A 25,321-nucleotide genomic window follows, 5' to 3' on the forward strand; every position below is an offset into this window, starting at 1 on the left:
CGTTCGATCATCCGGAACGGTTGGACCTGGGCCGCAGCCCCAACCCGCACGTCGGCTTCGGCGGCGGCGGCGTGCACTTCTGCCTCGGGGCGCACGTCGCCCGGGCGCAGCTGCGGGCGATCTTCGGCGAGCTGCTGCGGCAGCTGCCGGGCATCGAGGCCGGCGATCCGACCTACGTGGCGGGCAATTTCGTGCACGCCGTCCGCAGCATGCCCTGCACGTTCTAACGCGTTGCCAGCGGCGACAATTCGTCGGCCAACAGGGTCAGTAGCTCGGAACAACCGCCGTCGACCTTGACCGTTGCCAGCTCATCGCCGCGGGTTTCGCCGCGGTTGACGATCGCGATCGGCGTGCCCAGCGCGGCGGCGTGCCGCACGAATCGGTAGCCGGAGAAGACCGTCAGCGACGAGCCGGCGACCAGCAGGGCATCGGCCTCATCGACCAGTGAATACGCTTGAGCGACAACGTCTTTGGCGACATTTTCGCCGAAGTAGACGATGTCCGGCTTGAGCATGCCGCCGCAGCGCGGGCAGTCGAGGTAGCGAAACGACGCGGTGTCGCCGACGACGGCGTCGGCGTCGGGAGCCACCGCCAGGCCGCCGACCGCTTCGGCCCGCTCGATGAAGCCCGGGTTGAGCGCTTCGAGCCGGTCGGCCAGCGCCGCGCGGCTCATGGTGTAGCCGCAGCTCAGGCAGACCACCCGCGCGTAGGTGCCGTGCAGGTTGACCACGTTGCGGCTGCCGGCCTTGGTGTGCAGCAGGTCGACGTTCTGGGTGATCACCCCCGTCACCACACCGGCGCGCTCGAGGTGGGCCAGCGCGCGGTGCCCGGCGTTGGGCTGGGTGTCGTCCATGTGCCGCCAGCCGACGTGGTTGCGCGCCCAATAGCGCTGGCGGAACACCGGATCCGACGTGAATTGGCGGATGGTCATCGGATTGCTCGGCGGTGAATCGGGCCCGCGGTAGTCGGGAATCCCGGAATCGGTGGACAGGCCCGCGCCCGTCAGCACCGCGATCCGGCGGCCGGCGAGCAGCGCGACCAGTTCCGGAGCTTCGGCGCGGCGGCTGGTCACCCCATCCAGGGTACGGACCCTAGCCCAGGCACTCCGCGGCCGTAGTGAGCTCCGCGGACATGTTCTGCTCCATCATCTTGCACGCCGCTTCGGCCAGCCCGGCGTCGATGCCGGCGACGGCGTCGGTCGGGATCACGACGGGAAAATGGCGCACGTAGGCATCGAGCGCGGTGTAGAGGATGCACTGCTCGGTGACCTGCCCGGCGATGATCAGCCGCTTGGTCTCCAGCCGGTTGAGCAGGTACGCCAGCGCGGTCGCGTAGAAGGCGCTGTGGCGCACCTTGGTCATCACCCGGAGGTCGCCGGCGGGAACGATGGGCTTGACCAGATCGGGCCGGGCGCCGTCCAGCGCGGCGCTGACGATGTCGGAGAACTGGGCGGCGAAGTCGCCGTAGTTGTCGTTGACGTAGATCAGGTCGACCTCGTCGGATTCGCGTGCGCGGCGGATCAAATCGGCCAAGGGGTCGATGATCTTGGCCACATTGGGTATTAGGTCCTCAGCATCGGGATGCTCATAGGTGTTCATCATGTCGACCACCACCACGGCCGTATCGCTCATGATGGAGGGGATACCCGGCGGCCACGGGTTGACACCGGTCAGGCGACAATGGAAGGGCGATGGACTTCTACAACGCTTACAGCCAGGGCTTTGTCCGGGTCGCCGCGTGCACCCATCACACCACGATCGGCGATCCGGCGGCCAACGCCGAGTCGGTCTTACGGCTAGCGCAAGAGTGCCACGAGGACGGCGTCGCGGTGGCGGTGTTCCCGGAGCTGACGCTGTCGGGGTACTCCATCGAGGACATCGTGATGCAAGACCTGTTGCTCGACGACGTCAAAGCCGCCGTCGAGACCATCGTCGCGTCCTCCAGCGATCTGCTGCCGGTGCTGGTCGTAGGGGCCCCGCTGCGCTATCGGCACCGCATCTACAACACCGCGGTGATCATCCACCGCGGCACGGTCCTCGGAGTGGTGCCGAAGTCGTACCTACCCACGTACCGGGAGTTCTACGAGCGCCGCCAGATCGCGGCCGGGGACGACGAGCGCGGCACCATCCGGATCTGCGACGCCGAGGTTCCGTTCGGCCCGGACCTGTTGTTCGCCGCGTCGGACATCGCCGACTTCGTGCTGCACGTCGAAATCTGCGAGGACATGTTCGTGCCGATCCCGCCCAGCGCGGAGGCGGCGTTGGCGGGCGCGACGGTGCTGGCGAACCTGTCCGGCAGCCCCATCACGATCGGCCGGGCCGAGGACCGCTGCCTGTTGGCCCGCTCGGCATCGGCGCGATGCCTGGCCGCCTACGTGTACGCGGCCGCAGGCGAGGGCGAATCGACCACCGACCTGGCGTGGGACGGGCAAACCATGGTGTGGGAGAACGGCGAACTGCTGGCCTCCTCCGAGCGCTTCCCCAAGGGAGAGCGACGCAGCGTGGCCGACGTCGACCTCGACCTGCTGCGCTCGGAACGGCTGCGCATGGGGACGTTCGACGACAACCGGCGTCACCACCGCGGGCCGGCCGAATCGTTCCGGCGCATCGCTTTTCGGCTGGACCCGCCGGGCGGCGACATCGGACTGCGTCGTGACGTCGAGCGGTTCCCGTTCGTTCCCGCCAACCGCGAACGGCTGGAACAGGATTGCTACGAGGCCTACAACATTCAGGTCTCCGGGCTCGAGCAGCGGCTGCGGGCCCTGGACTATCCGAAGATCGTCATCGGGATCTCGGGCGGCCTGGACTCGACGCACGCGCTGATCGTCGCGGCCCGCGCGATGGACCGGGAAGAGCGGCCGCGCAGCGACATCCTGGCGTTCACGCTGCCCGGCTTCGCGACCGGAGATCGGACCAAGCGCAACGCGATCGAGCTGTGCCGCGCCCTGGGTGTGACGTTCGAGGAAATCGACATCACCGAGACCGCGAAGCTGATGTTCGCCGAGATCGGCCACCCGTTCGGGCGCGGCGAGAAGGTCTACGACGTCACCTTCGAAAACGTCCAGGCCGGCCTGCGCACCGACTACCTGTTCCGGCTGGCCAACCAGCGCGGCGGCATCGTGCTCGGCACCGGTGACCTCTCCGAGCTGGGGCTGGGCTGGTCGACGTACGGGGTTGGCGACCAGATGTCGCACTACAACGTCAATGGCGGCGTCCCCAAGACGCTGATCCAGCACCTGATTCGCTGGGTCATCTCGTCCGGTCAGTTCGAAACCGACGTCACCGACGTGCTGCAGTCGGTGCTGGACACCGAGATCTCCCCGGAGCTCGTTCCGAGCGGCGAAGAGGAAGAGTTGCAGAGCAGCGAGGACAAGGTCGGTCCCTATGCGCTGCAAGACTTTTCACTCTTCCACGTGCTGCGCTTCGGCTTCCGGCCCTCGAAGATCGCGTTCCTGGCCTGGCACGCGTGGAGCGACCCCGACCGTGGCAACTGGCCGCCGGGATTTCCCGAGGAAAAGCGACCGACCTACTCGCTGAAGGAGATTCGGCACTGGCTGGGCGTTTTCGTGCAGCGGTTCTACTCGTTCAGTCAGTTCAAGCGCTCGGCGCTGCCCAACGGCCCGAAGGTGTCGCACGGCGGCGCGTTGTCGCCGCGCGGCGATTGGCGTGCCCCGTCGGACATGTCCGCCCGCATCTGGCTCGACGAAATCGAGCGGCAGATCCCCGAGGAATAGCGCGTTGCGGGCCCGCCCGGCAGCGCCGGACGGGCCCCCGGGCGTCCGCTCACGCCCGCGCGCGGCGCCAGCCCTGGTACTGCAGCTCGGCGAACACCAGCGTGTAGGCGCCGGCCGCCAGGTTCAAGGCGACGCCCGCCGAGGTCAGTGGGAAGACGTCGGTGAGCACCAGCACGACGGCGGCCACCGTGTACGCCACGTTGGCGATGATGACGGCCATGCCGGTGCGCAGGACCGACGGCCGCGCGGCGAGCGCGAACACGACCACGCCGTAACCGATCAGGAACGCGCCCATGGCGTACTCGAACCCCTTCGTCGTGCCCGAGAGCTCGGCGAGCCGGCCGGCCAGCGGGATACCGGCCAGACCGACCAGTCCGCTGATGGCGGCGTCGGCACGCATGGCAAGGCGAAGCAGGCCGTCGCGGGTGCCGGTGCGGTCAATCGTGGTGGCGGACATGATGTTCCTTTCGTCGATGGCTTGAACGCCTCCGACGCTGCCCGCTGACCACTGCCAGATCGACGCCAGACGCTGCCAACTACTGCCAACCGCAGGTCAGGCCAGTGATTCGAGCGCCGCGTCGATGGCGTCGGCAGCCGGCGCGCAGTCCCCGGCGCCGGCGACCAGCGTCGCCAGCGCGCCCGCGGCGCTGGCCCGCCGCAACGCCTGCAGCCGCTCGGCGGGCGTGCCCGGGTTGGGCGGCCAGCTTCCGGCCAGCACACCGGTGAACACGTCCCCGGCCCCGGTGGTGTCCACCGCCGTCACCGCGGGCGCGGGCACCACGAACTCGCCGTCGACGCCCGCGTACCGGGCGCCGCGCGCGCCCAGCGTGGTGACCAGGTGAGCGGGTCGCCAGGGCCACTTGCGGGCCTCGGCCTCGTTGGCGATCACCACATCGGCCAGGGTGGCAAGGTCGGACAACGAGCCCCGGTCCTGGCCGGCCGGCGAGGCATTGACGATGACGACCGCCCCCGCCGCGCGAGCCTGCCGCGCCGCCTCAACCGCCGCCGCCACCGGAATTTCCAACTGCGTCAATAAGACGTCGCAGCCGGCGATGGCCGTTCGTGCGGCGGCGCCGTCCAGCGACAGTCGCCCATTGGCGCACGGTGCGACCACGATGGTGTTCTCGGCGTCGGCGTCGACGACGACGATCGCCGTGCCGCTCGAACCGGGCACCTCGGCCGTGGCGTCCAATCCCACGCCGTTGTCCCGCAGGTGCGCGCGTAACCGCTCGGCGGCCGGGTCGTCGCCGACGGCCCCCACGAACTGCACCCGCGCGCCCGCCCGGGCCGCCGCCACCGCCTGATTGCCACCCTTGCCGCCCGGCGCGTAGGCCAACTCCGACGCCAGCACCGTCTCGCCGGGGCGCGGAAGCGCTTCGACGCGCAGCGACACGTCCATGTTCACGCTGCCGATCACGCAGACTCGTGGCATCATCGGTTGCCCGGGCCAAAACGTTTGCGGTGACGCCGTTTTGGAGCGTGCGTCAGCATCCGCAATCCTCGCCCCGCCACGCCTCGACACCCTCCCGGACCGCGACGCCGGCGATCGCGAGCCCCACCACCGGGTCCAGCCACCAGCCACCCGGCCACACGGCGATCACGGCCAGCGTCAGCAACACCGCGGCGGACTGCGCGGCGCACAGATAGTTCTGGGTGCCCTCCCCGGCGGTGGCCCGCGAGTCCAGGCGCCTGGCGAGCGCGCGCTTGGCCCAGCCCAGCAGCGGCATCAGCACGAGCGCAACGGCGGTCAACACCATCCCGATCACCGTCGTCTCGGGGCGGGCCCCGGAAAGCAGGTTGCGGACCGATTCGAACGCGATGTAGGGCGCGATGAGCCAGAACGAAATGGCCACCCCGCGCTGGGCCCGCCGCTCGGAGGTCTCCGACAGCGTGCGTGAGCCCGAGAACCGCCAGACGACGATCACACTGGCCAGTCCCTCGACCGCGCTGCCGAGCGCCCAGCCGATCAGGGAGACGGACCCGGCGGTGAACCCTTGCCACAGGCCCAGGGCGCCCTCCGCGCACATCCAGAGCAGGCTCACCCACGCCAGCCGGCGCGCCCAGCGCGCCGCCCGAACCCATTCGGCGTCCCGGCGTCGGGTGGTTGCCACGTCGGCCGCCGCGGAGCCGCAACCCTGGGCGCACCCGTCGCTCATAGCGCCAAGGATAAGTGCCCGCTGCCCGGTGAGTTAAGTGCCGTTCTTCCCGTCGAACGCTTTGCCGCAATCCCCCATATCTTGCAACGCGCGCGCTAATGTGCTGCGTGAGCGATGCTGCGTGTCCGAGGAAGGGCGAAGTTTCAGTGACATCGAGCGAGCTGCAAGACGCTGAGCCGGCTTCGCAAACCGCACCGGCCCCCACCCGGGTGGAAACGGCTGGGACGCAGGAAGACGAGGCTCGCAAGCACCATAAGTTTCGCCGTCGCCGGCTTTTCCGCATCGGCATTCAATCCAAGCTCCTGCTGACGCTGCTGCTCTGCAGCATCCTGTCGATCGGGGTGATCGGCTTCATCGGGGCGTCGTCGGGGCGCAACGCCTTGCGCCAGGTCGAATCCGAGCGACTCATCGAGTTGCGCGAGTCGCAGGCGCGGCAGGTGCAGTCGCTGTTCCGGGAGGTGACGAATTCGCTGATCGTCTACAGCGGCGGGTTCTCCATCGTCGAGGGCGCGGCGGCGTTCACCGAGGGTTTCGCGCAGTTGTCCAACGCGACGATCACGCCGGCCCAGCAGCAGGCGCTCGTCACCTACTACGACGAAAACATGATCCAACCGATCAGGCGGATCACCGGCGACGAGCTCGATCGCAACGCGATCTTCCCGAGTTCCAATGCGCAGAAGTATCTTCAGGCGCACTACACCGCGCCGTACCCGTTGGTCTCGGAGGCGCGAAAGGTCGACGACGCCGGCGACGGCAGCGCCTGGTCGGCGGCCAACGCCCGCTACGGCTTCTACATGCGCAACATCGTCACGCATTTCGAGTTCCCGGACGCGCTGTTGCTGGATATGCAGGGCAACGTCGTGTACTCGGTGAACAAGGGCCCGGACCTCGGCACCAACATCCTCACCGGCCCCTACCGGGAATCGAATCTGCGAGACGCGTATCAAAAAGCGCTGCGCTCCAACGACATCAACTTCGTCTGGATCACCGACTTCCAGCAATACCAGCCACAGCTGGACGCCCCAACGGCGTGGGCGGTGTCCCCGGTCGGGATGAACGGCAAGGTCGACGGCGTCATGGCGCTGCCGTTGCCGATCTCGAAGATCAACCGGATCATGACCGCCGACAAGCGTTGGGAGGCCGCCGGCATGGGGCCGGCAACGGAGACGTACCTCGCCGGCCCCGACGGCCTGATGCGTTCCGACTCAAGGCTTTTCCTGGAGGACCCGGCCGAGTACCGGCGCGAGGCCGTGGCGGCGGGCACCCCGCCTGACGTCGTGGACGAAGCGATCCGCCTGGGCGGGACCACGCTGGTGCAGCCGGTCCAAACCGCGGGTCTTCGTGCGGCCCAACGCGGGCAGTCCGGGGTCATCAGCGCCACCGACTACCAGGGCAACCGGGAGCTGGAGGCCTACGCGCCGCTGACGGTGCCGAACTCCGATCTGCACTGGTCGATCCTGGCGACGCGGGACAACTCGGACGCGTTCGCGCGCCTGGGCAGGTTCAGCAGGACGCTGGTGCTGGCGGTGGCGATCATGATCTTCGCCATCTGCGTCGCGTCCATGGTGTTGGCCCAGCTCATGCTGCGGCCGATCCGCCGCCTGCAGGCCGGGACCCAGAAGATCACCTCCGGGGATTACGAGGTCAGCATCCCGGTGACCACGCGGGACGAAATCGGAGACCTGACTGGGGCTTTCAACGAGATGAGTCGCAATCTCGCGATCAAGGAGGAGTTGCTCAACGAACAGCGCCGGGAGAACGATCGCCTGCTGCTTGCGCTGATGCCCGAGTCCGTCGTCCAGCGGTATCGCGAAGGCCAGGAGACCATCGCGCAGGAACACCAGGACGTGGCGATCATCTTCGCCGAAATCGTCGGGCTCGACGAGATCTCCGGGGATGTGTCGGGAGACGAATTGGTCGGCATCGTCGACGAACTGTTCCGGCAGTTCGATTCGGCGGCCGAATCCCTTGGCGTCGAGCGGATCCGCACCTTCCACAACGGCTACCTCGCCAGCTGCGGGGTGGTGACGCCGCGGCTGGACAGCATCCACCGCAGCGTCGACTTCGCCGTGGAGATGCGCCAGATCATCGAGCGGTTCAACAGCCAAACGGGTCACGAGTTGCGCCTTCGGGTGGGCATCAACACCGGCAACGTCATCAGCGGACTGGTCGGCCGATCCGGACTGGTCTACGACATGTGGGGCGCCGCGGTGAGCCTGGCCTATCAGATGCAGAGTGGCTCAAGCCAATCCGGCATCTACGTCACGTCGCAGGTGTACGAGGCGATGCGTGACGTGCGGCAGTTCGCGCCGGCAGGCACCATATCGGTCGGTGGAACCGACCAGCCGATCTACCGGCTGTCGGAGCGATAATGAACCTCTTCGGCTCATCGTGGTTCTACTGGGCCATCGGCGTCGCGATCGGATTTCCGGTCGCGTTGATCCTGCTGACCGAGTTGCATCGCACGCTGGTTCGCCGCCACAGCCACCTCGCCCGGCAGGTGAGCCTGCTGCGCAACTACCTGCTGCCGCTCGGCGCGCTGTTGCTGCTGCTCGTCAAGGCTTCGCAGGTGCCGGCCGGCCAGGGCTCGGTGCGGATCCTGACCACGGTGTTCGGCCTGCTGGTGCTGGTGCTGGTGCTTTCGGCGCTGAACGCGACCGTGTTCGAGGGTGCGCCCGACGACAGTTGGCGCAAGCGACTGCCGGCCATCTTCCTCGACGTCGCCCGTTTCGGGGTCATCGGTGTGGGGCTGACGCTGATGCTGTCGGTCATCTGGGGTGTCCGGATCGCCGGTTTGTTCACCGCGCTGGGCGTCACGTCGGTGGTCATCGGCCTGATGCTGCAGAACTCCGTCGGGCAGATCGTGTCCGGCTTGTTCATGCTGTTCGAGCAGCCGTTCCGCATCGACGACTGGTTGGACACCGGCACGGTGCGCGGGCGTGTCGTCGAAGTCAACTGGCGGGCCGTGCACATCGACACCGGCAACGGCATCCGCATCATGCCCAACTCGATGCTGGCCAGCACCTCGTTCACCAACCTCAGTCGGCCCTCGCGCGCGTACGACTGCGCGATCACAACGAAGTTCGCGCCCGGCGATTCGCCGGACAAGGTGTGCGCGATGTTGACCCGGGTCGCCGGCGCGCTACCGGCCCGCAGACCCGAAGTGCCGCCGAGCACCGTGGCCCTCGGCGGCGCCCAATACCGCACGACGATCCGGCTGGTGTCGCCCGCCGACGCCGAGGCGACCGAGGCCACCTTCCTGCGCTGGGTCTGGTACGCCGCGCGCCGGGCGCGCCTGCGCTTGGACGGCACCGAGGACAACTTCTCCACCAAGCGACGGGTGGAGAAGGCGTTGCGCACGGTGGTGGCGCCGGCGTTGCGGCTGAGCCACATCGATCAGCAGTCGCTGGTGCCGTACGCGAAACTCGTCCGCTACGGTGCCGACGAGATCCTCGAGTACGCCGGTCAGGTGTCGTCGGGAATGACCTTTCTGGTGGCCGGCCGGGTGCGGCTGACCGCGAGGACCGAAGACGGGTCGATGGTTCCGGTCACCATCCTGGACGAGGGGTCGTTCCTCGGCCTGACCGCGCTGACCCGCCAGCCCAACCTCGCCGGCGCTTACGCGCTGGACGAGGTGACCGCCCTGCAGATCGATCGGGAGCACCTGGAGCATCTGGTGATGCGAAAACCGTTGCTGCTTCAAGACTTAGGCCGGCTGATCGACGAGCGGCAAGCCAAGGTGCGTCAGGTCAGTGGGCGTGAGCGGCTCGGGCCGGCCCGCGCCGAGGCGCAGGATTCCGCCAAGCCGCTGCGCTGAGGAGAACGCGGGTGCCGCGCCCGGCCCCGGCGTTACGGGACGAGCGCATGCCGTAAATACCCGGGCCGCCGCACCTGGCCGGTTGTGGCCCGATACCCTGGTTCAATGAGTCTGCAAGCACCATCGCTGCCTGACTTGCGCCGGGAGGTCCACAACGCCGCGCGGCGTGCCCGGGTCGCCTCCCGCGTCCTCGCGTTGTTGCCGACGGTCGCCAAGGACCAGGCGCTGCGGTCCGCGGCCGACGCGATTGCCGCCCACACCGACTTGATCCTGTCGGCCAACGCCGAGGATCTCAGCGCCGCGGAAGCCGCGGGCACACCGACCGCGATGCTCGACCGGTTGGCGCTGGACGCCAAGCGGGTCGAGGGAATCGCCGCCGGGCTGCGGCAGGTCGCCGGCCTGCCCGACCCGGTCGGGGAGGTGCTGCGCGGCTACACCTTGCCCAACGGTTTGCATCTGCGGCAGCAGCGCGTGCCGCTCGGCGTCGTGGGCATGATCTACGAAGGCCGGCCCAACGTCACCGTCGACGCCTTCGGCCTGGCGCTCAAGTCCGGAAACGCGGTGTTGTTGCGCGGGAGTTCGTCGGCTGCCCGGTCGAACCAGGCGCTGGTCCAGGTGCTGCGCGCCTCGCTGGTCAGCGAGGACCTGCCCGCCGATGCGGTGCAATTGCTTTCGGCCGAGGACCGCGCCACGGTGACACACCTGATCCAGGCCCGCGGTTTGGTCGACGTGGTGATCCCGCGTGGGGGAGCGAGCCTGATCAACGCGGTGGTCCGCGACGCGCAGGTGCCCACCATCGAGACCGGGGTCGGCAACTGCCACGTGTACGTGCACGAAGGTGCCGATCTGGAGCTCGCGGAGCGAATCCTGCTGAATTCCAAGACCCGTCGGCCCAGCGTCTGCAACGCCGCCGAGACGCTGTTGGTCGACGCCGCGATCGCCAAGAAGGCGCTGCCTCAGCTGCTCAGCGCCCTGCAGGACGCCGGAGTGACCGTGCACGGCGGGATTTCGGCGGACGCCGCGGAGGACGACCTGCGCCGCGAGTATCTGTCGATGGACATCGCGGTCGCGGTGGTCGACGGCATCGACGCCGCGATCGCCCACATCAACGAGTACGGCACCGGGCACACCGAGGCCATCGTCACCAGCAATATGGCTGCGGCGCAACGGTTTAGCGACGGTGTGGACGCCGCCGCGGTGATGATCAACGCGTCGACGGCGTTCACCGACGGCGAGCAGTTCGGTTTCGGCGCCGAAATCGGCATCTCCACCCAGAAATTGCATGCGCGCGGTCCGATGGGGCTGCCGGAGCTGACCTCGACCAAGTGGATCGCGTGGGGTGACGGGCAAGTCCGCCCCGCCTGACTTCCGTGTTTTAGGAGAACTGAGATAGTGAGCGTGCCCGCCCGGCCCAAGCCGTTGTTCGCCGACATCGACGACGTATCGCGGCGGTTGGCCGAGACCGGTTATCTGCCGGACACCGCCACCGCGACCGCGGTGTTCCTGGCCGACCGGCTGGGCAAGCCGTTGCTGGTGGAGGGCCCGGCCGGCGTCGGCAAGACGGAGCTGGCCCGCGCCGTCGCCCAGGCCACCGACTCCGGACTGGTCCGCCTGCAGTGCTACGAGGGGGTCGACGAGGCGCGCGCGTTGTACGAGTGGAACCACGCCAAGCAGATCCTGCGCATCCAGGCCGGCTCCGGGGACTGGGACCAGACCAAGGACGACGTGTTCAGCGAGGAGTTCCTCCTGCAGCGCCCGCTGCTGACCGCCATCCGGCGCACCGAACCCACGGTGCTGCTGATCGACGAGACCGACAAGGCGGACATCGAGATCGAGGGCCTGCTGCTCGAGGTGCTGTCCGACTTCGCGGTGACCGTTCCCGAACTGGGCACCATCACCGCCGAGCGGACGCCGTTCGTGGTGTTGACCTCCAACGCCACCCGCGAACTGTCCGAGGCCCTCAAGCGTCGATGCCTGTTCTTGCACATCGACTTTCCCAGCCCCGAGCTGGAACGCCGGATCTTGTTGTCGCGGGTGCCCGAGCTGCCGCAGCACCTCGCCGAGGAACTGGTGCGCATCATCGGGGTGTTGCGCGGCATGCAGCTCAAGAAGGTGCCGTCCATCGCCGAGACGATCGACTGGGGCCGCACCTTGCTCGCGCTGGGCCTGGACACCATCGACGACGCCGTCGTCGCGGCCACCCTAGGGGTGGTCCTCAAGCATCAATCCGACCAGCAGCGCGCGGCCGGGGAGCTCCGGCTCAATTAAGGAAAGGGCTCAACAAAGATGGCCGCCCGCCGCATCCGCCCCACCCGGCCGCTCGCCCCGCACGGGCTGGCCGGCCACCTGGTGGGTTTCGTGGAAGCGCTTCGCGGAGTGGGCATTTCGGTGGGACCGTCCGAGACCGTAGACGCCGGCCGAGTGATGGCCACCCTTGGTCTGGGCGATCGTGAGGTGCTGCGCGAGGGCCTCGCGTGCGCGGTGCTGCGCCGCCCCGAACACCGCGACACCTACGACGCCATGTTCGACCTGTGGTTCCCCGCGGCGCTGGGCGCGCGCGCGACGGTCACCGACGAGGAAGGCGACGGAACCCCGGGCGACGACTCGTTGCCGCCCGACGACGTCGAGGCCATGCGCCAGATGCTGCTGGATCTGCTCAACGAGAACCCCGACCTGGCCGACATGGACGAGCGGCTGGTCGCCATGGTCGCGCGGATCGTGGAGGCCTACGGCAAATACAGTTCCAGCCGCGGCCCGTCGTTCTCCTCCTACCAGGCGCTCAAGGCGATGGCCCTGGACGAGCTGGAGGGCAAGCTGCTGGCCGGACTGCTCGCCCCGTATGGCGACGAGCCCACTCCCACCCAGGAGCAGATCGCCAAAGCGCTTGCCGCGCAGCGGATCACCCAGCTGCGCAAGATGGTCGACGCCGAGACGAAACGGCGCACCGCCGAACAGCTGGGCCGCGACCACGTCCAGATGTACGGCATTCCACAGCTTTCCGAGAACGTCGAGTTCTTGCGGGCATCCGGCGAACAGCTGCGCCAGATGCAACGGGTGGTCGCCCCGCTGGCCCGCACCCTGGCCACCCGGCTGGCGGCGCGGCGCCGGCGCAGCCGCGCCGGGGTGATCGACCTGCGCAAGACGCTGCGCAAGTCGATGTCCACCGGCGGCGTGCCGATCGACGTGGTGCTGGCCAAACCGCGGCCGGCGCGACCGGAACTGGTGGTGCTGTGCGACGTGTCCGGCTCGGTTGCCGGATTCAGCCACTTCACCCTGCTGCTGGTACACGCTCTGCGCCAACAGTTCTCGCGGGTCCGGGTGTTCGCGTTCATCGACACCACCGACGAGGTGACTCACATGTTCGGGCCGGAGGCCGATCTGGCCGTGGCGATCCAGCGGATCACCCGGGAGGCCGGCGTGTTCAGCCGTGACGGGCACTCCGACTACGGCAACGCCTTCGCGTCGTTCGTGCAGGCGTTCCCCAACGTGCTGTCGCCGCGCAGCTCGCTGCTGGTGCTCGGCGACGGCCGCACCAACTACCGCAATCCGGAGACCGAGCTGCTGTCCCACATGGTGACCGCGAGCCGGCACGCGCACTGGCTCAATCCCGAGCCCAGGCATCTGTGGGGCAGCGGCGACTCGGCGGTGCCGCGCTACCAGGAGGTCATCGCGATGCACGAATGCCGGTCGGCCAAGCAGCTGGCCGCGGTGATCGACCAGTTGCTGCCGGTCTAAGGGCGGTTCCCGCGTCGCCCAGCGTCACGCCAGCGTGGCGGGGAGGGCCGAGAGTCACGCCAGCGTGACCCCCGGCGGCGTTCGCCGGGGCCGCTGTGGCCGCTGTGACGAAATCGGGCCGGATCGCCGCCTCAAGTAAGCTGGCAAACCGTGCAAAAGCAGCTTCGCAGGCTCGGCGTGATGGGTGGGACGTTCGATCCCATCCATTACGGGCACCTGGTCGCCGCCAGCGAGGTCGCCGACCTGTTCGACCTCGACGAAGTCGTGTTCGTGCCCAGCGGTCAGCCCTGGCAGAAGGACCGCGAGGTTTCGGCCGCGGAGGACCGGTATCTGATGACGGTGATCGCCACCGCCTCCAACCCCCGCTTCTCGGTGAGCCGGGTCGACATCGACCGCGCCGGGCCCACCTACACCAAGGACACGCTGCGGGATCTGCAGGCCCTGAACCCGGATTCGCAGCTGTACTTCATCACCGGCGCCGATGCGCTCGCTTCCATCCTGTCGTGGCAGGGCTGGGCGGAGATGTTCGACTTGGCGCGGTTCGTCGGCGTCAGCCGGCCCGGATACGAGCTGCGGCGCGAACACATCACCGGCGTGCTGGGCGAGCTGGAAGACGATGTGCTGACGCTGGTCGAGATTCCGGCGCTGGCGATCTCGTCGACCGATTGCCGCCTGCGCGCCGAACAGCGTCGGCCCCTGTGGTACCTGATGCCCGACGGTGTCGTGCAATACGTCTCCAAGCGCCGGCTGTATCGCGCCGCTGAACCATCGAAGGACACCGTGAGCCGATCGAGCCTGCCCGCCGGGAACAACCCATGACCGCCACCCCGGAAGCCATCGACATGGCGACGGTGGCCGCCGGCGCGGCCGCCTCGAAGCTGGCCGACGACGTCGTCGTGATCGACGTGTCGGGTCAGCTGGTCATCACCGACTGCTTCGTCATCGCCTCCGCGTCCAACGAACGACAGGTCAACGCCATCGTCGACGAGGTCGAGGAGAAGATGCGCAGGGCGGGCTACAAGCCGGCCCGACGGGAGGGCACCCGGGAGGGCCGCTGGACGCTGCTGGACTACCGCGACATCGTCGTGCACATCCAGCACCAGGACGACCGCGACTTCTACGCCCTGGACCGGTTGTGGGGCGACTGCCCGGTGGTGCCCGTGGATTTGGCCGAGGGCCCCGAGGATTCAGCGGACGCGCAATGACCATTCGTCGCCTGATCATGTTGCGGCACGGGCAAACCGAGTTCAACGCCGGCAGCCGGATGCAGGGCCAACTGGACTCCGAACTCAGCGAGCTCGGGCGGGCCCAGGCGATCGCGGCCGCCGAGGTGCTCGGCAAGCTGCAGCCGCTGCTGATCGTGTCGTCGGACCTGCACCGCGCCTACGACACCGCCGTGCGGCTAGGGGAGCGGACCGGCCTGCCGATCCGAGTCGACCAGCGGTTGCGCGAGACCCATCTCGGGGACTGGCAGGGGTTGACCCATACCGAGGTCGACGCCCAGGCCCCCGGGGCCCGGCTGGCCTGGCGCGAGGACGCCACCTGGGCGCCGCATGGCGGCGAAAGCCGCGTCGACGTGGCCGCCCGCAGCGTGCCCTTGGTTGCCGAATTGGTCTCCGGCGAACCGGAATGGGGCGACCCCCAGCACGCCGACAGGCCGGTGGTGCTGGTGGCCCACGGCGGCCTGATCGCCGCGCTGTCGGCCGCGCTGCTGAAGCTCCCGGTCGCCAACTGGCCGGTGCTGGGCGGCATGGGCAATGCCAGCTGGGTGCAGCTTTCCGGCCATTCCGACGACGACGCGGCGGGTTTCGACGGCATCCGCTGGCGCCTCGACGTCTGGAACGCTTCGGCGCAGGTGTCCAACGATGTCCTCTGACGCCCGGCCCACGCTACTGATCTTCGCCGATTCCCTGGCCTACTACGGGCCCACCGGCGGCCTGCCCGCCGACGACCCCCGGATCTGGCCGAATATCGTTGCCGCCAAACTGGGTTGGGACGTCGAACTCATCGGACGCATCGGCTGGACCTGCCGTGACATCTGGTGGGCGGCGACCCAGGACCCGCGCGCCTGGGCGGCGCTGCCCCGGGCGGGCGCCGTCATTTTCGCCACCGGCGGCATGGATTCGCTGCCGTCGGTGTTGCCGACCGCGTTGCGCGAGCTGATCCGCTACGTGCGCCCGCCGCGGTTGCGGCGCTGGGTCCGCGACGGATACGGCTGGCTGCAACCCCGGCTCTCGCCGGTGGCCCGGTCCGCGCTGCCGCCGCACCTCAGCGCCGAATACCTCGAACAGACCCGCGGGGCAATCGATTTCAACCGCCCCGGCATCCCGATCGTCGCGTCGCTGCCGTCGGTGCACATCGCCGACACGTACGGCCGGGCCCACCATGGCCGCGCGGGGACCGCGGCCGCGATCACCGAGTGGGCGCAAAGCCACGACGTTCCCCTGGTGGATCTCAAAGCCGCTGTCGCCGAACAAATCATGTCCGGGCGGGGAAATCCCGACGGCATCCACTGGAATTTCGAAGCCCATCAGGCGGTCGCCGAGCTGATGCTGAAGGCGCTGGCCGAGGCGGGCGTGGCGACGATGCAGTGGGGGCAGCGCCCGCTTGCGGGGGACGCGCAGCGCGATGAGGAGAAGCCGCGCAATCAGGCGTTGCAAAAGGCACCAGTGGCGACCGATAAGCCACACTCGTGACCGTCGTGGTGGTGACCGACGCGTCGGCGCGCCTACCGGCCGACCTGCTCGACCGGTGGGCGATACGCGTTGTGCCGCTGCACATTCTGCTCGACGGAGTCGATCTGCGCGATGGTGTGGACGAGATCCCCGACGACGTCTACAAGCGCCATGCCACCACCGCGGCAGCCACGCCGGCCGAACTCGCCGACGCCTATCAGCAGGCGCTGGCCGACAGTGGCGGGGACGGCGTGGTGGCGGTGCACATTTCGTCCGGGTTGTCGGGGACCTGCGGCGCCGCCGAACGGACCGCCGCCGACCTGGACCCCCGCGTGCGGGTGGTCGACTCTAAGACCACCGCGATGGGCACCGGCTTCGCGGCGCTGGCCGCCGCGCGGGCCGCGGCCGCCGGCGGCGACCTCGACGCGGTCGCCGAGGCGGCGACCGTGGCCGCCCGGCACAGCCACGCGTTCATGGTCGTGCACCGGCTGGACAACCTGCGCCGCAGCGGGCGGATCGGCGGGGCCACCGCGTGGCTGGGCACCGCGCTGTCGCTCAAGCCGGTGCTGCGCATCGACGACGGCAAACTCGTTCTGGCGCAACGGGTGCGCACAGTCAGTCACGCGACGGAGGCGATGATCGACCGGGTCTGCGAGGTGGCCGGCGACCGCGCGTGCGCGCTGGCGGTGCATCACGTCGCCAACCCGGACGGTGCCAAGGAGGTGACGGCGACGCTGGCGCGGCGGTTACCCGCCTGCGAGCCGGCGATCATCACCCCGTTAGGGCCGGTGCTGGCGTTGCACGTCGGCGCGGGAGCCGTCGCGGTCGTCGTGCAGCCGCCGACTTAAGCCGGCACCGCGCGCCGGGCGTTGTCCCCGCGCGGGTGCACCACCTGCGGCCACCAGAACCAACGGCCCAGCAGCGTCGCGATCGACGGCATCAGCAACGTCCGCACGACGAGCGTGTCGAGCAGCAGACCGATGCACACCGTCGACCCGAACTGCCCCAGCACCCGCAAGTCGCTGCCCAACATGGCAGCCATGGTGAACGCGAACACCAGACCCGCCGCGGTCACCACCCCACCGGTACCCGCCATAGATCGGATGATTCCCGTCTTGAGGCCGGCATGGATCTCCTCTTTGAACCGAGAGACCAGTAGCAGGTTGTAGTCGGATCCGACGGCCAGCAGGATGATCACGGACAGCGCCATCACGATCCAGTGGATCCTGATGCCGAACAGGTCCTGCCAAATCAGCACGGACAGACCGAACGACGCCGCGATCGAGCTGGCCGCGGTGCCGACGATCACCAACGCGGCCACCACGCTGCGGGTGAGCAGCAGCATGATGATGAAGATCAGCGTCAGGGCGGACACCACGGCGATCATCAGATCGTACTTCTCGCCGTCGGCCATGTCCTTGAACGTCGCGGCGGTTCCGCCCAGATAGACCCGGGCGTCGGACAGCGACGATTGCTTCAGACCCTCCTGCGCGGCGGTGCGTTCGGCGTCGACTTGCGCAATGCCCTCCGGCGACATCGGATCACCCTGATGCGTGATGAAGAACCGCGCCGATTTACCGTCCGGCGACAAGAACATTCGAAGGCCGGTCTGGAAGTCCGGGTTGTCGAAGGCCTCGGGCGGCAGGTAGAAGAAGTCGTCGTTCTTCGATGCGTCGAAGCTTTGACCCATCACGATCGCGGTGTTGCTCATCGCCTCCATCTGGTCGATCATCGCCTTGAACGTCTGATACAGGGTCAAGGTGATGCCCCGGGTCGTCTTCAGCGTGTTGATCAGCGTCGGAAACAACTCGGTCAGGTCGCGTGAGGCCTTCGCGGTGTGCTCGATATCGGTTGTCAGGTAATGGAATTGCTCGGCGAGCTGATCGAATCCGTCGAACGTGTCGAACAGCGACCGCAACCCGATGCACAACGGAATGTCGTAGCAGTGCCGCTCCCAGTAGAAGTAGGAGCGCACGGGCCGGAAGGTGTCGTCGAAGTCCGCGATGTGGTCGCGCAGGGTATCGGTGATCTGCGACGTCACCGCCGTGGTCTTGGCGCTGTCCTCGGCGGCGTTGGCCAGGTCTTTGGACACCTCGTACTGGCGCTGCGTCGTCTCGATCTGGGTCTGCAGGTCGTCGGCCATCCGCAGGATGTCGGCGATGCGTTCCTTGAGGAAGCCCATGTTCTGCATCGTCGTCTGGCTTTGGATGCTGTTCTGGAACGGAATCGAGCTGTGCTGAATCGGGATGCCCAGCGGCCGGGTGATGTCCTGAACCATGGCGATGCCGAGCGTGCGCATCTCGTTCTTGGCGACCCGGTCCAAAACCAGCATGTCGGCCGGGTTCCGCATGTCGTGGTCGGATTCGACCATCAACAGGTCGGGGTTCATCCGTGCCTCCGAGAAGTGCCGGTTCGCGGCCTCTTGTCCTTGATTGGACGGCGCGGACAACGGCAGGTAATGGCGGTCGTTGTAGCTCGTGTGAAAGCTCGGCAGGGCGATCATGCCGACCAGCACGACCGCGGCGCTCACGGCCAAAACCGGTGCCGGCCAACGTACTACGGCGGTACCCACCCGGCGCCACAGCCGGCCACGCTTGGCCTGCCTCTCGAACAGGTGGAAGCGGCTGCCGACGAAGACCACCGCGGGCCCCAGCGTGACGCCGGCCAGCACCACGACGATCATGCCGATCGCCACGGGCGCGCCCATGGTGTTGAACCACGGTAGCCGCGAAAAGCTGAGGCAATAGGTCGCGCCCGCAATCGTCAGGCCCGAACCCAAGACGACCGGGGCGACGCCCTTGAAGGTGGTGTAGTACGCGGTTTCTCGGTCTTCGCCCGCGGCCAACGCCTCCTGATAGCGGCCGATCAGGAAGATGCCGTAGTCCGTCCCGGCGGCGATCGCCAACATGGTGAGGATGTTGGCGGCGAACGTGGTGAGCCCGAATGCGTTGTGGTACGCCAGGACCGCGACGACCCCCCGCGAACACGCCAGCGCGACAAAGGTCATGAACAGCTGCACCAGCGTCGTCACGATGGACCGGTACACCAGCAGCAACATGATCGCGATGGCGCCCAGGGTGAACAGCGTGATCTTGGCCAGGCTGGCGTTACCGATGATGTGCATATCGTCGGACAGCGCGGCAGGGCCCGTGACGTAGGCCTTCACGCCGGGCGGCGCCTTGTTCTCCTCGATCACCTTGCGGACGGAATCCACGGACTCGTTGGCCAGCGTGGTGCCCTGGTTGCCGGCGAGGTTCACCTGCACATAGGCGCTCTTGGCGTCGGCGCTCTGCGCACCCGCGGCCGTCAGCCGGTCGCCCCAGAAGTCCTGAATGTGCTGAATGTGCTTGGGATCCTGGCGGAGTTGCCGAATCAGCTTGTCGTAGTACTGGTGCGCGTCGGTGCCGAGCGGTTGCTGGCCCTCCAACACGATCATCACCGTGCTGTTGGAGTCGAATTCGTGGAAGTTGTGGCCCAGGCGCATCATCGCCTTCATCGACGGCGCGTCCAGCGGTGTCATCGGCGCCGAGTGGGCCTCACCGACTTTTTCCAGTGTCGGAACGATGACGTTCACGAGGACCGTCACGAACAACCAAACCAGGATGATCGGCACCGCGAAGATGCGGATCGCATGTGGCAGGTACGGGCGGTGACCCCGCTCGGCCTTGGACAGGCCCTTGGTGTTGATCGGGCCGGTGTCGGCCGCGCTCAGGTCGCGTTGGGTTTCGTTGCTCGCGTTGCTCATGCGGACTTCACCAGGCAGAAGGTCTGCGCGTTGTGGCCGTCGGAACTCCGCTGTTCGCGCACGACGCCGTCCACCGTGATCTTGCAGGTGATCTGACCGCTGTCGCTCTGCGCCATGATGTTGGCGCTGACCGACGGCAACGTCGTCGAGATGGTGGTCGACCACGGCAGCGGCGCGGCGTTCACCTGATGGGTGTTGGCGTTCTCGTCCCAGTAGTTGATGTTGGCGGTGGCGCCGGGCGGGCCGGTGATGTCGTACACCACGACCTTCGGGTTGAACTGCACGATTTCGATCCCCTTGCCGGCGTTCGCGTTGAGGTCCTGCGAGCCGAAGATCTTGTGAAGCCGCGACACGATCAATGCCGAAACGGCCAGGACGACCACCAAAACCAGGGGTATCCACGCCCGCTTGAGCACACGGGTCACGGTGGGAGTACGTGGACCCGAGCCTGGACTAGCCACCACCTGACCGCCTTCCGCTTGCCCGCCGTCCGGGCATTGCCGCAAAGCTCACCTATGTCGTCGACGACACCGCTGTCTTTTCGACTATTTGCTCAGCTAAGCACTGTAAACCTTAGTGCACGCAAGCGTTCCTCCGGGGCCCTTCGATGTGGCGAACGGCATACGCGCCTACCCCGCCACGCGGCCCGTGACCGGCGGTAAGTCGGCAAGGGTGACGATCCCGGGCTCGGCGGCCACCACGGCCGGGACCGCGTTGGTGACCGGCATCGCGGTGTAGATCATGCCCAAGCCCATGAACCCCGGCTCGGTCCAATCCTTGGGCGGCAGGCAGTGCAGCACCGTGCGCATGTTGGGCAGCCCGAACACCTGGATGACGTGGCCGTGCTCCAGCGGTTTGGGCGGGGTTACGTGACTGCCCATGGTCCAGTTGAACCCGACGCTGACCACGTTGCGGTCGCCCACCCAGCCCCGGTGGTAGCCATAGACGCCGCCGACGGTTCCCGCGGGAATGGTCATGAAGCCCAGATCGGAATCGCCGGTGGCGGCGGTGAAGGTCACGTCGAAGGTCATCCGGTCCAGCTTCGCCCCGATCGCGTCGGCCATCATGGCGGCCGATTCGGCGAAGACCTCGCTTTCGCGGCGCACGCTTTCCGCCAGGCCAGGCGTATCGGGATCCTGCGAAAAGCCCATCGCCGTCTGGGTTTCCGCCGATTCGTACGTCGAGCAGTCCACCGACTCGGTGATGCGGATTTCGTCGACGCGTTCACAGGCGCCGGACAACACCATGCCCACCATGTTCGTCATGCCCGGGTGCGCCCCGCTGCCGAAGATCGTCGAACCGCCTCGCTTGCAGGCGTCCGCGATGCGTTCGCGGTCCTCGGGCGTCTGCTTGCCGCCGGTGATCCAGGCCGCGCTGGAGCAGACGTTGACGCCCGATTCCAGCAACCGCACCAGTTCGTCGACGTTCGGCCACAAGGGGTTATAGCAACAGGCGTCGGGGCCCAGGGCGAGCAGCGCGTCGATGTCGTTGGTCGCCCGCACGCCGGTCGGTTCCGGCCAGCCGGCCAGTTCGGCGGCGTCGACCCCGACCTTGTCCGCCCCGTGTGCGTACACCCCGACCAGCTCCATGTCTCCCCTGCCGATGATCGCGTGCAGCGAGCGCCGCCCGATGTTTCCGGTGGTCCACTGGATCACCTTGAGCGGGCGGTCCATCGGGGGCTTGCTCATCGCGTCTCCTTTGACGGGTGGGGGATTCAGTCGCTGATATCGAAGCCGGCTATGACCTTGGTCGGGCGCAGCCGCACCACCAGTTCACCGGGGACGGCGTTGCGGCGGCCGAACTCCTCGGCGCGCCCGGCGCCCATGTACCGCGCGCCGGTCCGCGTCGCCACGTCCAGCACGTCGGCCGGCTCCTCGCCGAGCGCGACGACGCCCTGTACCTGAACGAACGAATACGGCGGATGGGGATCGTCGACGCAGATCACCGTGCGCGGATCACGGGCCAGGGCACGGCCTTTGGACGTGTCCCGGCCGGTGGTGAACGCCAGCTGGTCGCCGTCGACCACGAACCACACCGGCGCCACCAGTGGCCGCCCGTCGGCCGCGACGTAGCCCAGCATCCCGGTGCGGGTGCCCGCTGACAGGAACTCGACGACTCTTTGCGAGAGCTTGGCGGGCTCGGCCATCGGCTATAGCCGGGCCAGGTCGTAGTCGCCGAGGTGGTCGATGAGGTTGTGCAAGTGGTCGCCGGAGGTGCCCAGGGTGTGCTCGATCGCGGTGAGCCGGGCCGCATAGTGCGCCACCGGATATTCCGCGGTCACCCCGATCCCGCCGTGCAGCTGGATCGACTCCTGCGCGATGTGCCGGCCCGAGCGGCCGATCTGCAGCTTGGCGCGCGACGCGATCAGCGGGTCGAGGTTGCCGTCCGCGATGGACATCGACGCGTACAGGCTCATGCTGCGCGCCAATTCCAGCGACACGTACATGTCGGCGGCCCGCTGGGTGAGCGCCTGAAACTTGTTCAGTGTGACGCCGAACTGCTTGCGGCTCTTCAGGTAATCGGTGGTCAGCCGCAGCGCCTCCTCCATCGCCCCGAGGGCCTCGGCGCACAGCCCGGCCCGGATGCGGACGATGGCGTCGCGGATGGCAGGGGAGGCGTCGACCGCCTCGCCCAGGGGTTCGGCGGGGGTGGCGTCCAAGTCGACCTGCGCGCCACGCTGCCCGTCGAACGTCCGGTAGGGGTGCCGGGTCGGCGCTTCCGCGTCGACCAGGAACAGGCCGGTGCCGCCGTCGGGCAAGGCGGCGCTCACCACCAACGTGTCGGCGCAGTCACCGGCCAGCACCGGGTTCTTGCTGCCGGTCAACGCCCACGAATCTCCTTGCCGCACAGCCTTGGTGACCACGCCCTCGGTCGCCTTGCGGTGACCGGGCTCCAGGTGGGCGAAGGCGAGCAGCCGCTGGCCGGCCGCGACCTCGTCGAGCTGTTCCTTCTGGGCGTCGGTGCCCAGCTCGGCGATCAGCGCACCCGGCGCCAGCGCGGCGTGCAGGATCGGTTCGGGGGCCAGCCGGCGTCCCGCCTCGGCGAGCACGACCATGATCTCGATCTGGCCCGCCTCGTCCGGGTCGAAGCCGAGGCCGAGGATTCCGGTGTCGGCGAGCTGGCTCCACACCTCGCGGCTCCAGCCCAGATCGGTGCCGATCACCTTGTTGCGGCTCTCCGGGTCGTAGCTGCGCGACAGCAGATCGCGGGTGGTGTCGCGGAGCAGGGTCTGCTCGTCGGTCAACTGAAAGTCCATGGCAGCCTCACAATCCCAGGATGGTCGACGAGATGATGTTGCGCTGAACCTCGTTGCTGCCGCCGTAGATCGACGTCTTGCGGTAGTTGAGGTAGTGCGGCGCACTGTGTTGCGCCCAGGCCGGGGACGCGATGCCCTCGCCGTCGGCGGGCAGGGCGTCGGGGCCCGCCACCTCGACGAGCAGTTCGGTGGCCACCTGCTGCAGCTGGCTGCCGCGGAGTTTGAGCACCGACGACGCCGGGTTGGGCTGGCCGTTCGCGGAATCGGTGACCACCCGCGACTGCGTGAGTTCCAGTGCCAGCAGCTCGTTTTCGGCCTCGGCCAGCCGGGCGGCGAACAGGGGATCGGCGAGCAGCCCGGTCTCGGCGGCGTGCCTCTTCACCTCGGCGAGGCGCACCTTGGTCCGACCCACACCGGCGATGCCGGTGCGCTCGTTGCCCAACAGGAACTTCGCGTAGGTCCAGCCCTTGTTTTCTTCTCCGACAAGCTGATTGGCGGGCACGCGGACGTCTTCGAAGAAGATCTCGTTCACCTCGTGGCCGCCGTCGATCGTCTTGATGGGTCGCAGGGTGATGCCCGGCGTGTTCATGTCGAAGAGCAGGAACGAGATGCCGGCCTGACGCTTGGGCGCCTGCGGGTCGGTGCGCACCAGGCAGAAGATCCAGTCCGCGTACTGGCCCAAGGTGGTCCAGGTTTTCTGGCCGTTGACGACGTAGCTGTCACCGTCGCGGACCGCGGTGGTGCGCAGCGACGCCAGGTCCGAACCGGCTTCCGGCTCGGAGAACCCCTGGCACCACCAGATGTCGAGGCTGGCGGTCGGCGGCAGGAAGCGTTGTTTGATCTCCTCCGAACCGAATTCGGCGATCACCGGCCCCACCATTTTGGTGTTGAAGTTCAGCGGCTCCGGGACGCACGCCAGTTGCATCTCGTCGGCCCAGATCTGGTGCTGGGTGGCCGTCCAATCCTTGCCGCCCCATTCGACCGGCCAATTCGGCACCGCCAGACCGTGTTCGTGCAGGATCTTGTGGCTGGTGACGATGTCGTCGCGGTTCACCTCCGCCGAGCCCCGGCGCACCCGATCGCGCACCTCTTCGGGAATCTTGGTGGTGTAGATGGTGCGAAGTTCGTCGCGGAACGCGGCTTCCTCCGGTGTGAGCGCCAGTTGCACGGCGGCCTCCTGTCGTCTGGGGTGAACGTGGCTACCAGCTGGCTGGCGATGCGTTCGTGGTTCCATATTGACCCATCCCGCGGAGCGGTTGTGCACAGCCTCGGTTTAATCCCCAGTGGGCGCCGCGGCGCGGCCGCGCGGGGCCGATCCGGCGGCCGGCGCGCCTACGGTCGCGGCATGCGAATCGAACTTCCCGGCGAGCGTCTGCAGCGGCGGCTGGGCGCCGAAGCCGACACCGAGGCCGACGGTGCGGGGGCGACGTCCTTACAGGACGCCGCGGACGAGGACCAGAATTCGCTGCTGCCGCGCTGGCTGCCCGACGCAGCCCGGGATCGGGGCTGGGCGGCCAGGCTGCGCGCCGACCCGGGACGCGCGGGTGCCATCGGGCTGGCGATCGTGGCGGCGCTGGCCGTCCTCGTCACGGTGTTCACGCTGCTGCACGACCGGCCGGCGCCGGTGATGTCGGCCAAACTGCCGCCGGTGGACAAGGCGGCGACGGCCGGCCCCAAATCCTCGGCGAGCCCCGGCCCGGGCCCGGACCGGCCCGTGGTGGTGAGCGTGGTGGGTCTGGTGCACACCCCCGGCCTGGTCACCCTGGCGCCCGGCGCGCGGGTCGCCGACGCCTTGCAGGCCGCGGGGGGTGCGGTGAACGGGGCGGACACCATCGGGCTGAACATGGCGCGCCCGCTCGGCGACGGCGAGCAGATCGTCGTCGGGCTGGCTCCCGTGCCCGGGCAGCCGGCGGCGTTGGGGAGTTCGGTGGCATCCGCGTCGACGCCGACGCCGACGCCGAAGCCGGCGCCGCCGCGGTCCGGAACGGCCCGGCCGAAGCCGGGCGAGGTGCTCGACCTCAACACCGCGACCGCCGAGGACTTGGACGCCCTGCCCGGCGTCGGACCCGTCACGGCCGCCGCGATCGTCGCCTGGCGGCAGGCCAACGGCAAGTTCACCACCGTCGACCAGCTCGCCGATGTCGACGGCATCGGCCCGGCGCGGCTGGAGAGGTTGCGCGCGCTGGTCCGTGTCTGACGCCGCA

Annotated in this window: 23 protein-coding genes and 1 pseudogene; 13 read left to right on the forward strand and 11 right to left on the reverse strand. The window is 68.3% G+C overall.

Annotated features, from left to right (window positions below; all coding sequences use genetic code 11):
- Positions 1-227: pseudogene (locus A5702_RS03975) on the forward strand (cytochrome P450); the annotation flags it as partial.
- Here A5702_RS03975 and A5702_RS03980 read toward each other — a convergent pair.
- Together A5702_RS03980 and A5702_RS03985 are read right to left on the reverse strand one after the other, a co-directional pair.
- Positions 224-1,072 carry an NAD-dependent protein deacetylase gene (locus A5702_RS03980; RefSeq protein WP_068218445.1) on the reverse strand — a complete coding sequence of 283 codons (849 nt, stop codon included), beginning with the start codon at positions 1,070-1,072 and terminating at the stop codon, positions 224-226. The pseudogene A5702_RS03975 and the gene A5702_RS03980 sit on opposite strands and share 4 nt — an antisense overlap.
- A gap of 19 nt (positions 1,073-1,091) precedes the next feature.
- Positions 1,092-1,631, reverse strand: a complete 540-nt coding sequence (locus A5702_RS03985; protein ID WP_068218448.1) for a cysteine hydrolase family protein — start codon at positions 1,629-1,631, stop codon at positions 1,092-1,094.
- A gap of 59 nt (positions 1,632-1,690) precedes the next feature.
- Here A5702_RS03985 and A5702_RS03990 point away from each other — a divergent pair, with 59 nt between their 5' ends.
- Positions 1,691-3,733, forward strand: coding sequence for an NAD(+) synthase (locus A5702_RS03990; RefSeq protein ID WP_055400097.1), 2,043 nt, complete (start codon positions 1,691-1,693; stop codon positions 3,731-3,733).
- Between the two features lie 49 nt (positions 3,734-3,782).
- Here A5702_RS03990 and A5702_RS03995 read toward each other — a convergent pair whose 3' ends face one another.
- The 3 genes from A5702_RS03995 to A5702_RS04005 all read right to left on the reverse strand — a co-directional run bounded on the left by A5702_RS03995 (position 3,783) and on the right by A5702_RS04005 (position 5,889).
- On the reverse strand, positions 3,783-4,190 hold the full coding sequence (locus A5702_RS03995) for a hypothetical protein (RefSeq protein WP_068218451.1): 408 nt from the start codon (positions 4,188-4,190) through the stop codon (positions 3,783-3,785).
- A gap of 96 nt (positions 4,191-4,286) precedes the next feature.
- Positions 4,287-5,168, reverse strand: coding sequence for a ribokinase (locus A5702_RS04000; RefSeq protein ID WP_197506497.1), 882 nt, complete (start codon positions 5,166-5,168; stop codon positions 4,287-4,289).
- Positions 5,169-5,217: 49 nt separating this feature from the next.
- Positions 5,218-5,889 carry a cation transporter gene (locus A5702_RS04005; protein ID WP_067821028.1) on the reverse strand — a complete coding sequence of 224 codons (672 nt, stop codon included), beginning with the start codon at positions 5,887-5,889 and terminating at the stop codon, positions 5,218-5,220.
- A 146-nt stretch (positions 5,890-6,035) separates the two neighbouring features.
- On the opposite strand from A5702_RS04005, the gene A5702_RS04010 reads away from it, so the two are divergent.
- The 10 genes from A5702_RS04010 (at position 6,036) to A5702_RS04055 (ending at position 16,964) form a co-directional block, all read left to right on the forward strand.
- Positions 6,036-8,261, forward strand: coding sequence for an adenylate/guanylate cyclase domain-containing protein (locus A5702_RS04010; protein ID WP_068218453.1), 2,226 nt, complete (start codon positions 6,036-6,038; stop codon positions 8,259-8,261).
- On the forward strand, positions 8,261-9,706 hold the full coding sequence (locus tag A5702_RS04015) for a mechanosensitive ion channel domain-containing protein (RefSeq protein ID WP_068218456.1): 1,446 nt from the start codon (positions 8,261-8,263) through the stop codon (positions 9,704-9,706). Before A5702_RS04010 ends, A5702_RS04015 begins: the two co-directional genes overlap by 1 nt.
- A 105-nt stretch (positions 9,707-9,811) precedes the next feature.
- Positions 9,812-11,071 carry a glutamate-5-semialdehyde dehydrogenase gene (locus tag A5702_RS04020; RefSeq protein WP_055400084.1) on the forward strand — a complete coding sequence of 420 codons (1,260 nt, stop codon included), beginning with the start codon at positions 9,812-9,814 and terminating at the stop codon, positions 11,069-11,071.
- A gap of 27 nt (positions 11,072-11,098) precedes the next feature.
- Positions 11,099-11,974 (forward strand): MoxR family ATPase, encoded by an 876-nt coding sequence (locus A5702_RS04025; protein WP_067821037.1) that lies wholly within the window; start codon positions 11,099-11,101, stop codon positions 11,972-11,974.
- 18 nt (positions 11,975-11,992) lie between these two features.
- Positions 11,993-13,441: a VWA domain-containing protein gene (locus A5702_RS04030; RefSeq protein WP_068218459.1), complete on the forward strand. Its 1,449-nt coding sequence runs from the start codon at positions 11,993-11,995 to the stop codon at positions 13,439-13,441.
- A 150-nt stretch (positions 13,442-13,591) separates the two neighbouring features.
- Positions 13,592-14,260, forward strand: a complete 669-nt coding sequence (nadD, locus tag A5702_RS04035; protein WP_082459969.1) for a nicotinate-nucleotide adenylyltransferase — start codon at positions 13,592-13,594, stop codon at positions 14,258-14,260.
- Positions 14,257-14,646 carry a ribosome silencing factor gene (gene rsfS, locus A5702_RS04040; RefSeq protein ID WP_067821043.1) on the forward strand — a complete coding sequence of 130 codons (390 nt, stop codon included), beginning with the start codon at positions 14,257-14,259 and terminating at the stop codon, positions 14,644-14,646. The genes nadD and rsfS overlap by 4 nt, the downstream gene beginning before the upstream one ends.
- Positions 14,643-15,317 carry a glucosyl-3-phosphoglycerate phosphatase gene (gene gpgP, locus A5702_RS04045; protein ID WP_067821046.1) on the forward strand — a complete coding sequence of 225 codons (675 nt, stop codon included), beginning with the start codon at positions 14,643-14,645 and terminating at the stop codon, positions 15,315-15,317. Before rsfS ends, gpgP begins: the two co-directional genes overlap by 4 nt.
- Positions 15,307-16,137, forward strand: a complete 831-nt coding sequence (octT, locus tag A5702_RS04050; RefSeq protein ID WP_068218461.1) for a diglucosylglycerate octanoyltransferase — start codon at positions 15,307-15,309, stop codon at positions 16,135-16,137. The genes gpgP and octT overlap by 11 nt, the downstream gene beginning before the upstream one ends.
- Positions 16,134-16,964 carry a DegV family protein gene (locus A5702_RS04055; RefSeq protein WP_068218464.1) on the forward strand — a complete coding sequence of 277 codons (831 nt, stop codon included), beginning with the start codon at positions 16,134-16,136 and terminating at the stop codon, positions 16,962-16,964. Before octT ends, A5702_RS04055 begins: the two co-directional genes overlap by 4 nt.
- Here A5702_RS04055 and A5702_RS04060 read toward each other — a convergent pair.
- The 6 genes from A5702_RS04060 to A5702_RS04085 all read right to left on the reverse strand — a co-directional run bounded on the left by A5702_RS04060 (position 16,961) and on the right by A5702_RS04085 (position 24,285).
- Positions 16,961-19,861 (reverse strand): RND family transporter, encoded by a 2,901-nt coding sequence (locus tag A5702_RS04060; RefSeq protein ID WP_067821054.1) that lies wholly within the window; start codon positions 19,859-19,861, stop codon positions 16,961-16,963. The genes A5702_RS04055 and A5702_RS04060 overlap by 4 nt on opposite strands.
- The gene (locus A5702_RS04065; RefSeq protein ID WP_156669479.1) at positions 19,858-20,286 is read right to left on the reverse strand and encodes an MmpS family transport accessory protein; all 429 of its coding nucleotides are present in this window, start codon (positions 20,284-20,286) and stop codon (positions 19,858-19,860) included. Before A5702_RS04065 ends, A5702_RS04060 begins: the two co-directional genes overlap by 4 nt.
- A 204-nt stretch (positions 20,287-20,490) precedes the next feature.
- Positions 20,491-21,549: a dihydrodipicolinate reductase gene (locus A5702_RS04070; protein WP_067821061.1), complete on the reverse strand. Its 1,059-nt coding sequence runs from the start codon at positions 21,547-21,549 to the stop codon at positions 20,491-20,493.
- A 26-nt stretch (positions 21,550-21,575) separates the two neighbouring features.
- Positions 21,576-22,007: a PPOX class F420-dependent oxidoreductase gene (locus A5702_RS04075; protein ID WP_068218470.1), complete on the reverse strand. Its 432-nt coding sequence runs from the start codon at positions 22,005-22,007 to the stop codon at positions 21,576-21,578.
- Positions 22,008-22,010: 3 nt separating this feature from the next.
- On the reverse strand, positions 22,011-23,117 hold the full coding sequence (locus A5702_RS04080; RefSeq protein WP_068218473.1) for an acyl-CoA dehydrogenase family protein: 1,107 nt from the start codon (positions 23,115-23,117) through the stop codon (positions 22,011-22,013).
- A 7-nt stretch (positions 23,118-23,124) separates the two neighbouring features.
- On the reverse strand, positions 23,125-24,285 hold the full coding sequence (locus A5702_RS04085) for an acyl-CoA dehydrogenase family protein (RefSeq protein ID WP_067821069.1): 1,161 nt from the start codon (positions 24,283-24,285) through the stop codon (positions 23,125-23,127).
- A gap of 177 nt (positions 24,286-24,462) precedes the next feature.
- On the opposite strand from A5702_RS04085, the gene A5702_RS04090 reads away from it, so the two are divergent.
- On the forward strand, positions 24,463-25,314 hold the full coding sequence (locus A5702_RS04090) for a ComEA family DNA-binding protein (RefSeq protein ID WP_068218476.1): 852 nt from the start codon (positions 24,463-24,465) through the stop codon (positions 25,312-25,314).
- Positions 25,315-25,321 lie beyond the last annotated feature (7 nt).

The sequence above is a fragment of the Mycobacterium sp. E3339 genome (assembly GCF_001666915.1).
GTDB lineage: Bacteria > Actinomycetota > Actinomycetes > Mycobacteriales > Mycobacteriaceae > Mycobacterium.

Bases quoted from the DNA above. Each gene is read 5' to 3' on its own strand.
- octT (WP_068218461.1), top strand. From the start codon at position 15,307: ATGTCCTCTGACGCCCGGCCCACGCTACTGATCTTCGCCGATTCCCTG.
- gpgP (WP_067821046.1), top strand. From the start codon at position 14,643: ATGACCATTCGTCGCCTGATCATGTTGCGGCACGGGCAAACCGAGTTC.
- A5702_RS03985 (WP_068218448.1), bottom strand. From the start codon at position 1,631: ATGAGCGATACGGCCGTGGTGGTGGTCGACATGATGAACACCTATGAG.
- rsfS (WP_067821043.1), top strand. From the start codon at position 14,257: ATGACCGCCACCCCGGAAGCCATCGACATGGCGACGGTGGCCGCCGGC.
- A5702_RS04020 (WP_055400084.1), top strand. From the start codon at position 9,812: ATGAGTCTGCAAGCACCATCGCTGCCTGACTTGCGCCGGGAGGTCCAC.
- A5702_RS04075 (WP_068218470.1), bottom strand. From the start codon at position 22,007: ATGGCCGAGCCCGCCAAGCTCTCGCAAAGAGTCGTCGAGTTCCTGTCA.
- A5702_RS04030 (WP_068218459.1), top strand. From the start codon at position 11,993: ATGGCCGCCCGCCGCATCCGCCCCACCCGGCCGCTCGCCCCGCACGGG.
- A5702_RS04000 (WP_197506497.1), bottom strand. From the start codon at position 5,168: ATGATGCCACGAGTCTGCGTGATCGGCAGCGTGAACATGGACGTGTCG.
- A5702_RS04005 (WP_067821028.1), bottom strand. From the start codon at position 5,889: ATGAGCGACGGGTGCGCCCAGGGTTGCGGCTCCGCGGCGGCCGACGTG.
- A5702_RS04070 (WP_067821061.1), bottom strand. From the start codon at position 21,549: ATGAGCAAGCCCCCGATGGACCGCCCGCTCAAGGTGATCCAGTGGACC.
- A5702_RS04015 (WP_068218456.1), top strand. From the start codon at position 8,261: ATGAACCTCTTCGGCTCATCGTGGTTCTACTGGGCCATCGGCGTCGCG.
- A5702_RS04090 (WP_068218476.1), top strand. From the start codon at position 24,463: ATGCGAATCGAACTTCCCGGCGAGCGTCTGCAGCGGCGGCTGGGCGCC.
- A5702_RS03995 (WP_068218451.1), bottom strand. From the start codon at position 4,190: ATGTCCGCCACCACGATTGACCGCACCGGCACCCGCGACGGCCTGCTT.
- A5702_RS04060 (WP_067821054.1), bottom strand. From the start codon at position 19,861: ATGAGCAACGCGAGCAACGAAACCCAACGCGACCTGAGCGCGGCCGAC.
- A5702_RS03990 (WP_055400097.1), top strand. From the start codon at position 1,691: ATGGACTTCTACAACGCTTACAGCCAGGGCTTTGTCCGGGTCGCCGCG.
- A5702_RS04080 (WP_068218473.1), bottom strand. From the start codon at position 23,117: ATGGACTTTCAGTTGACCGACGAGCAGACCCTGCTCCGCGACACCACC.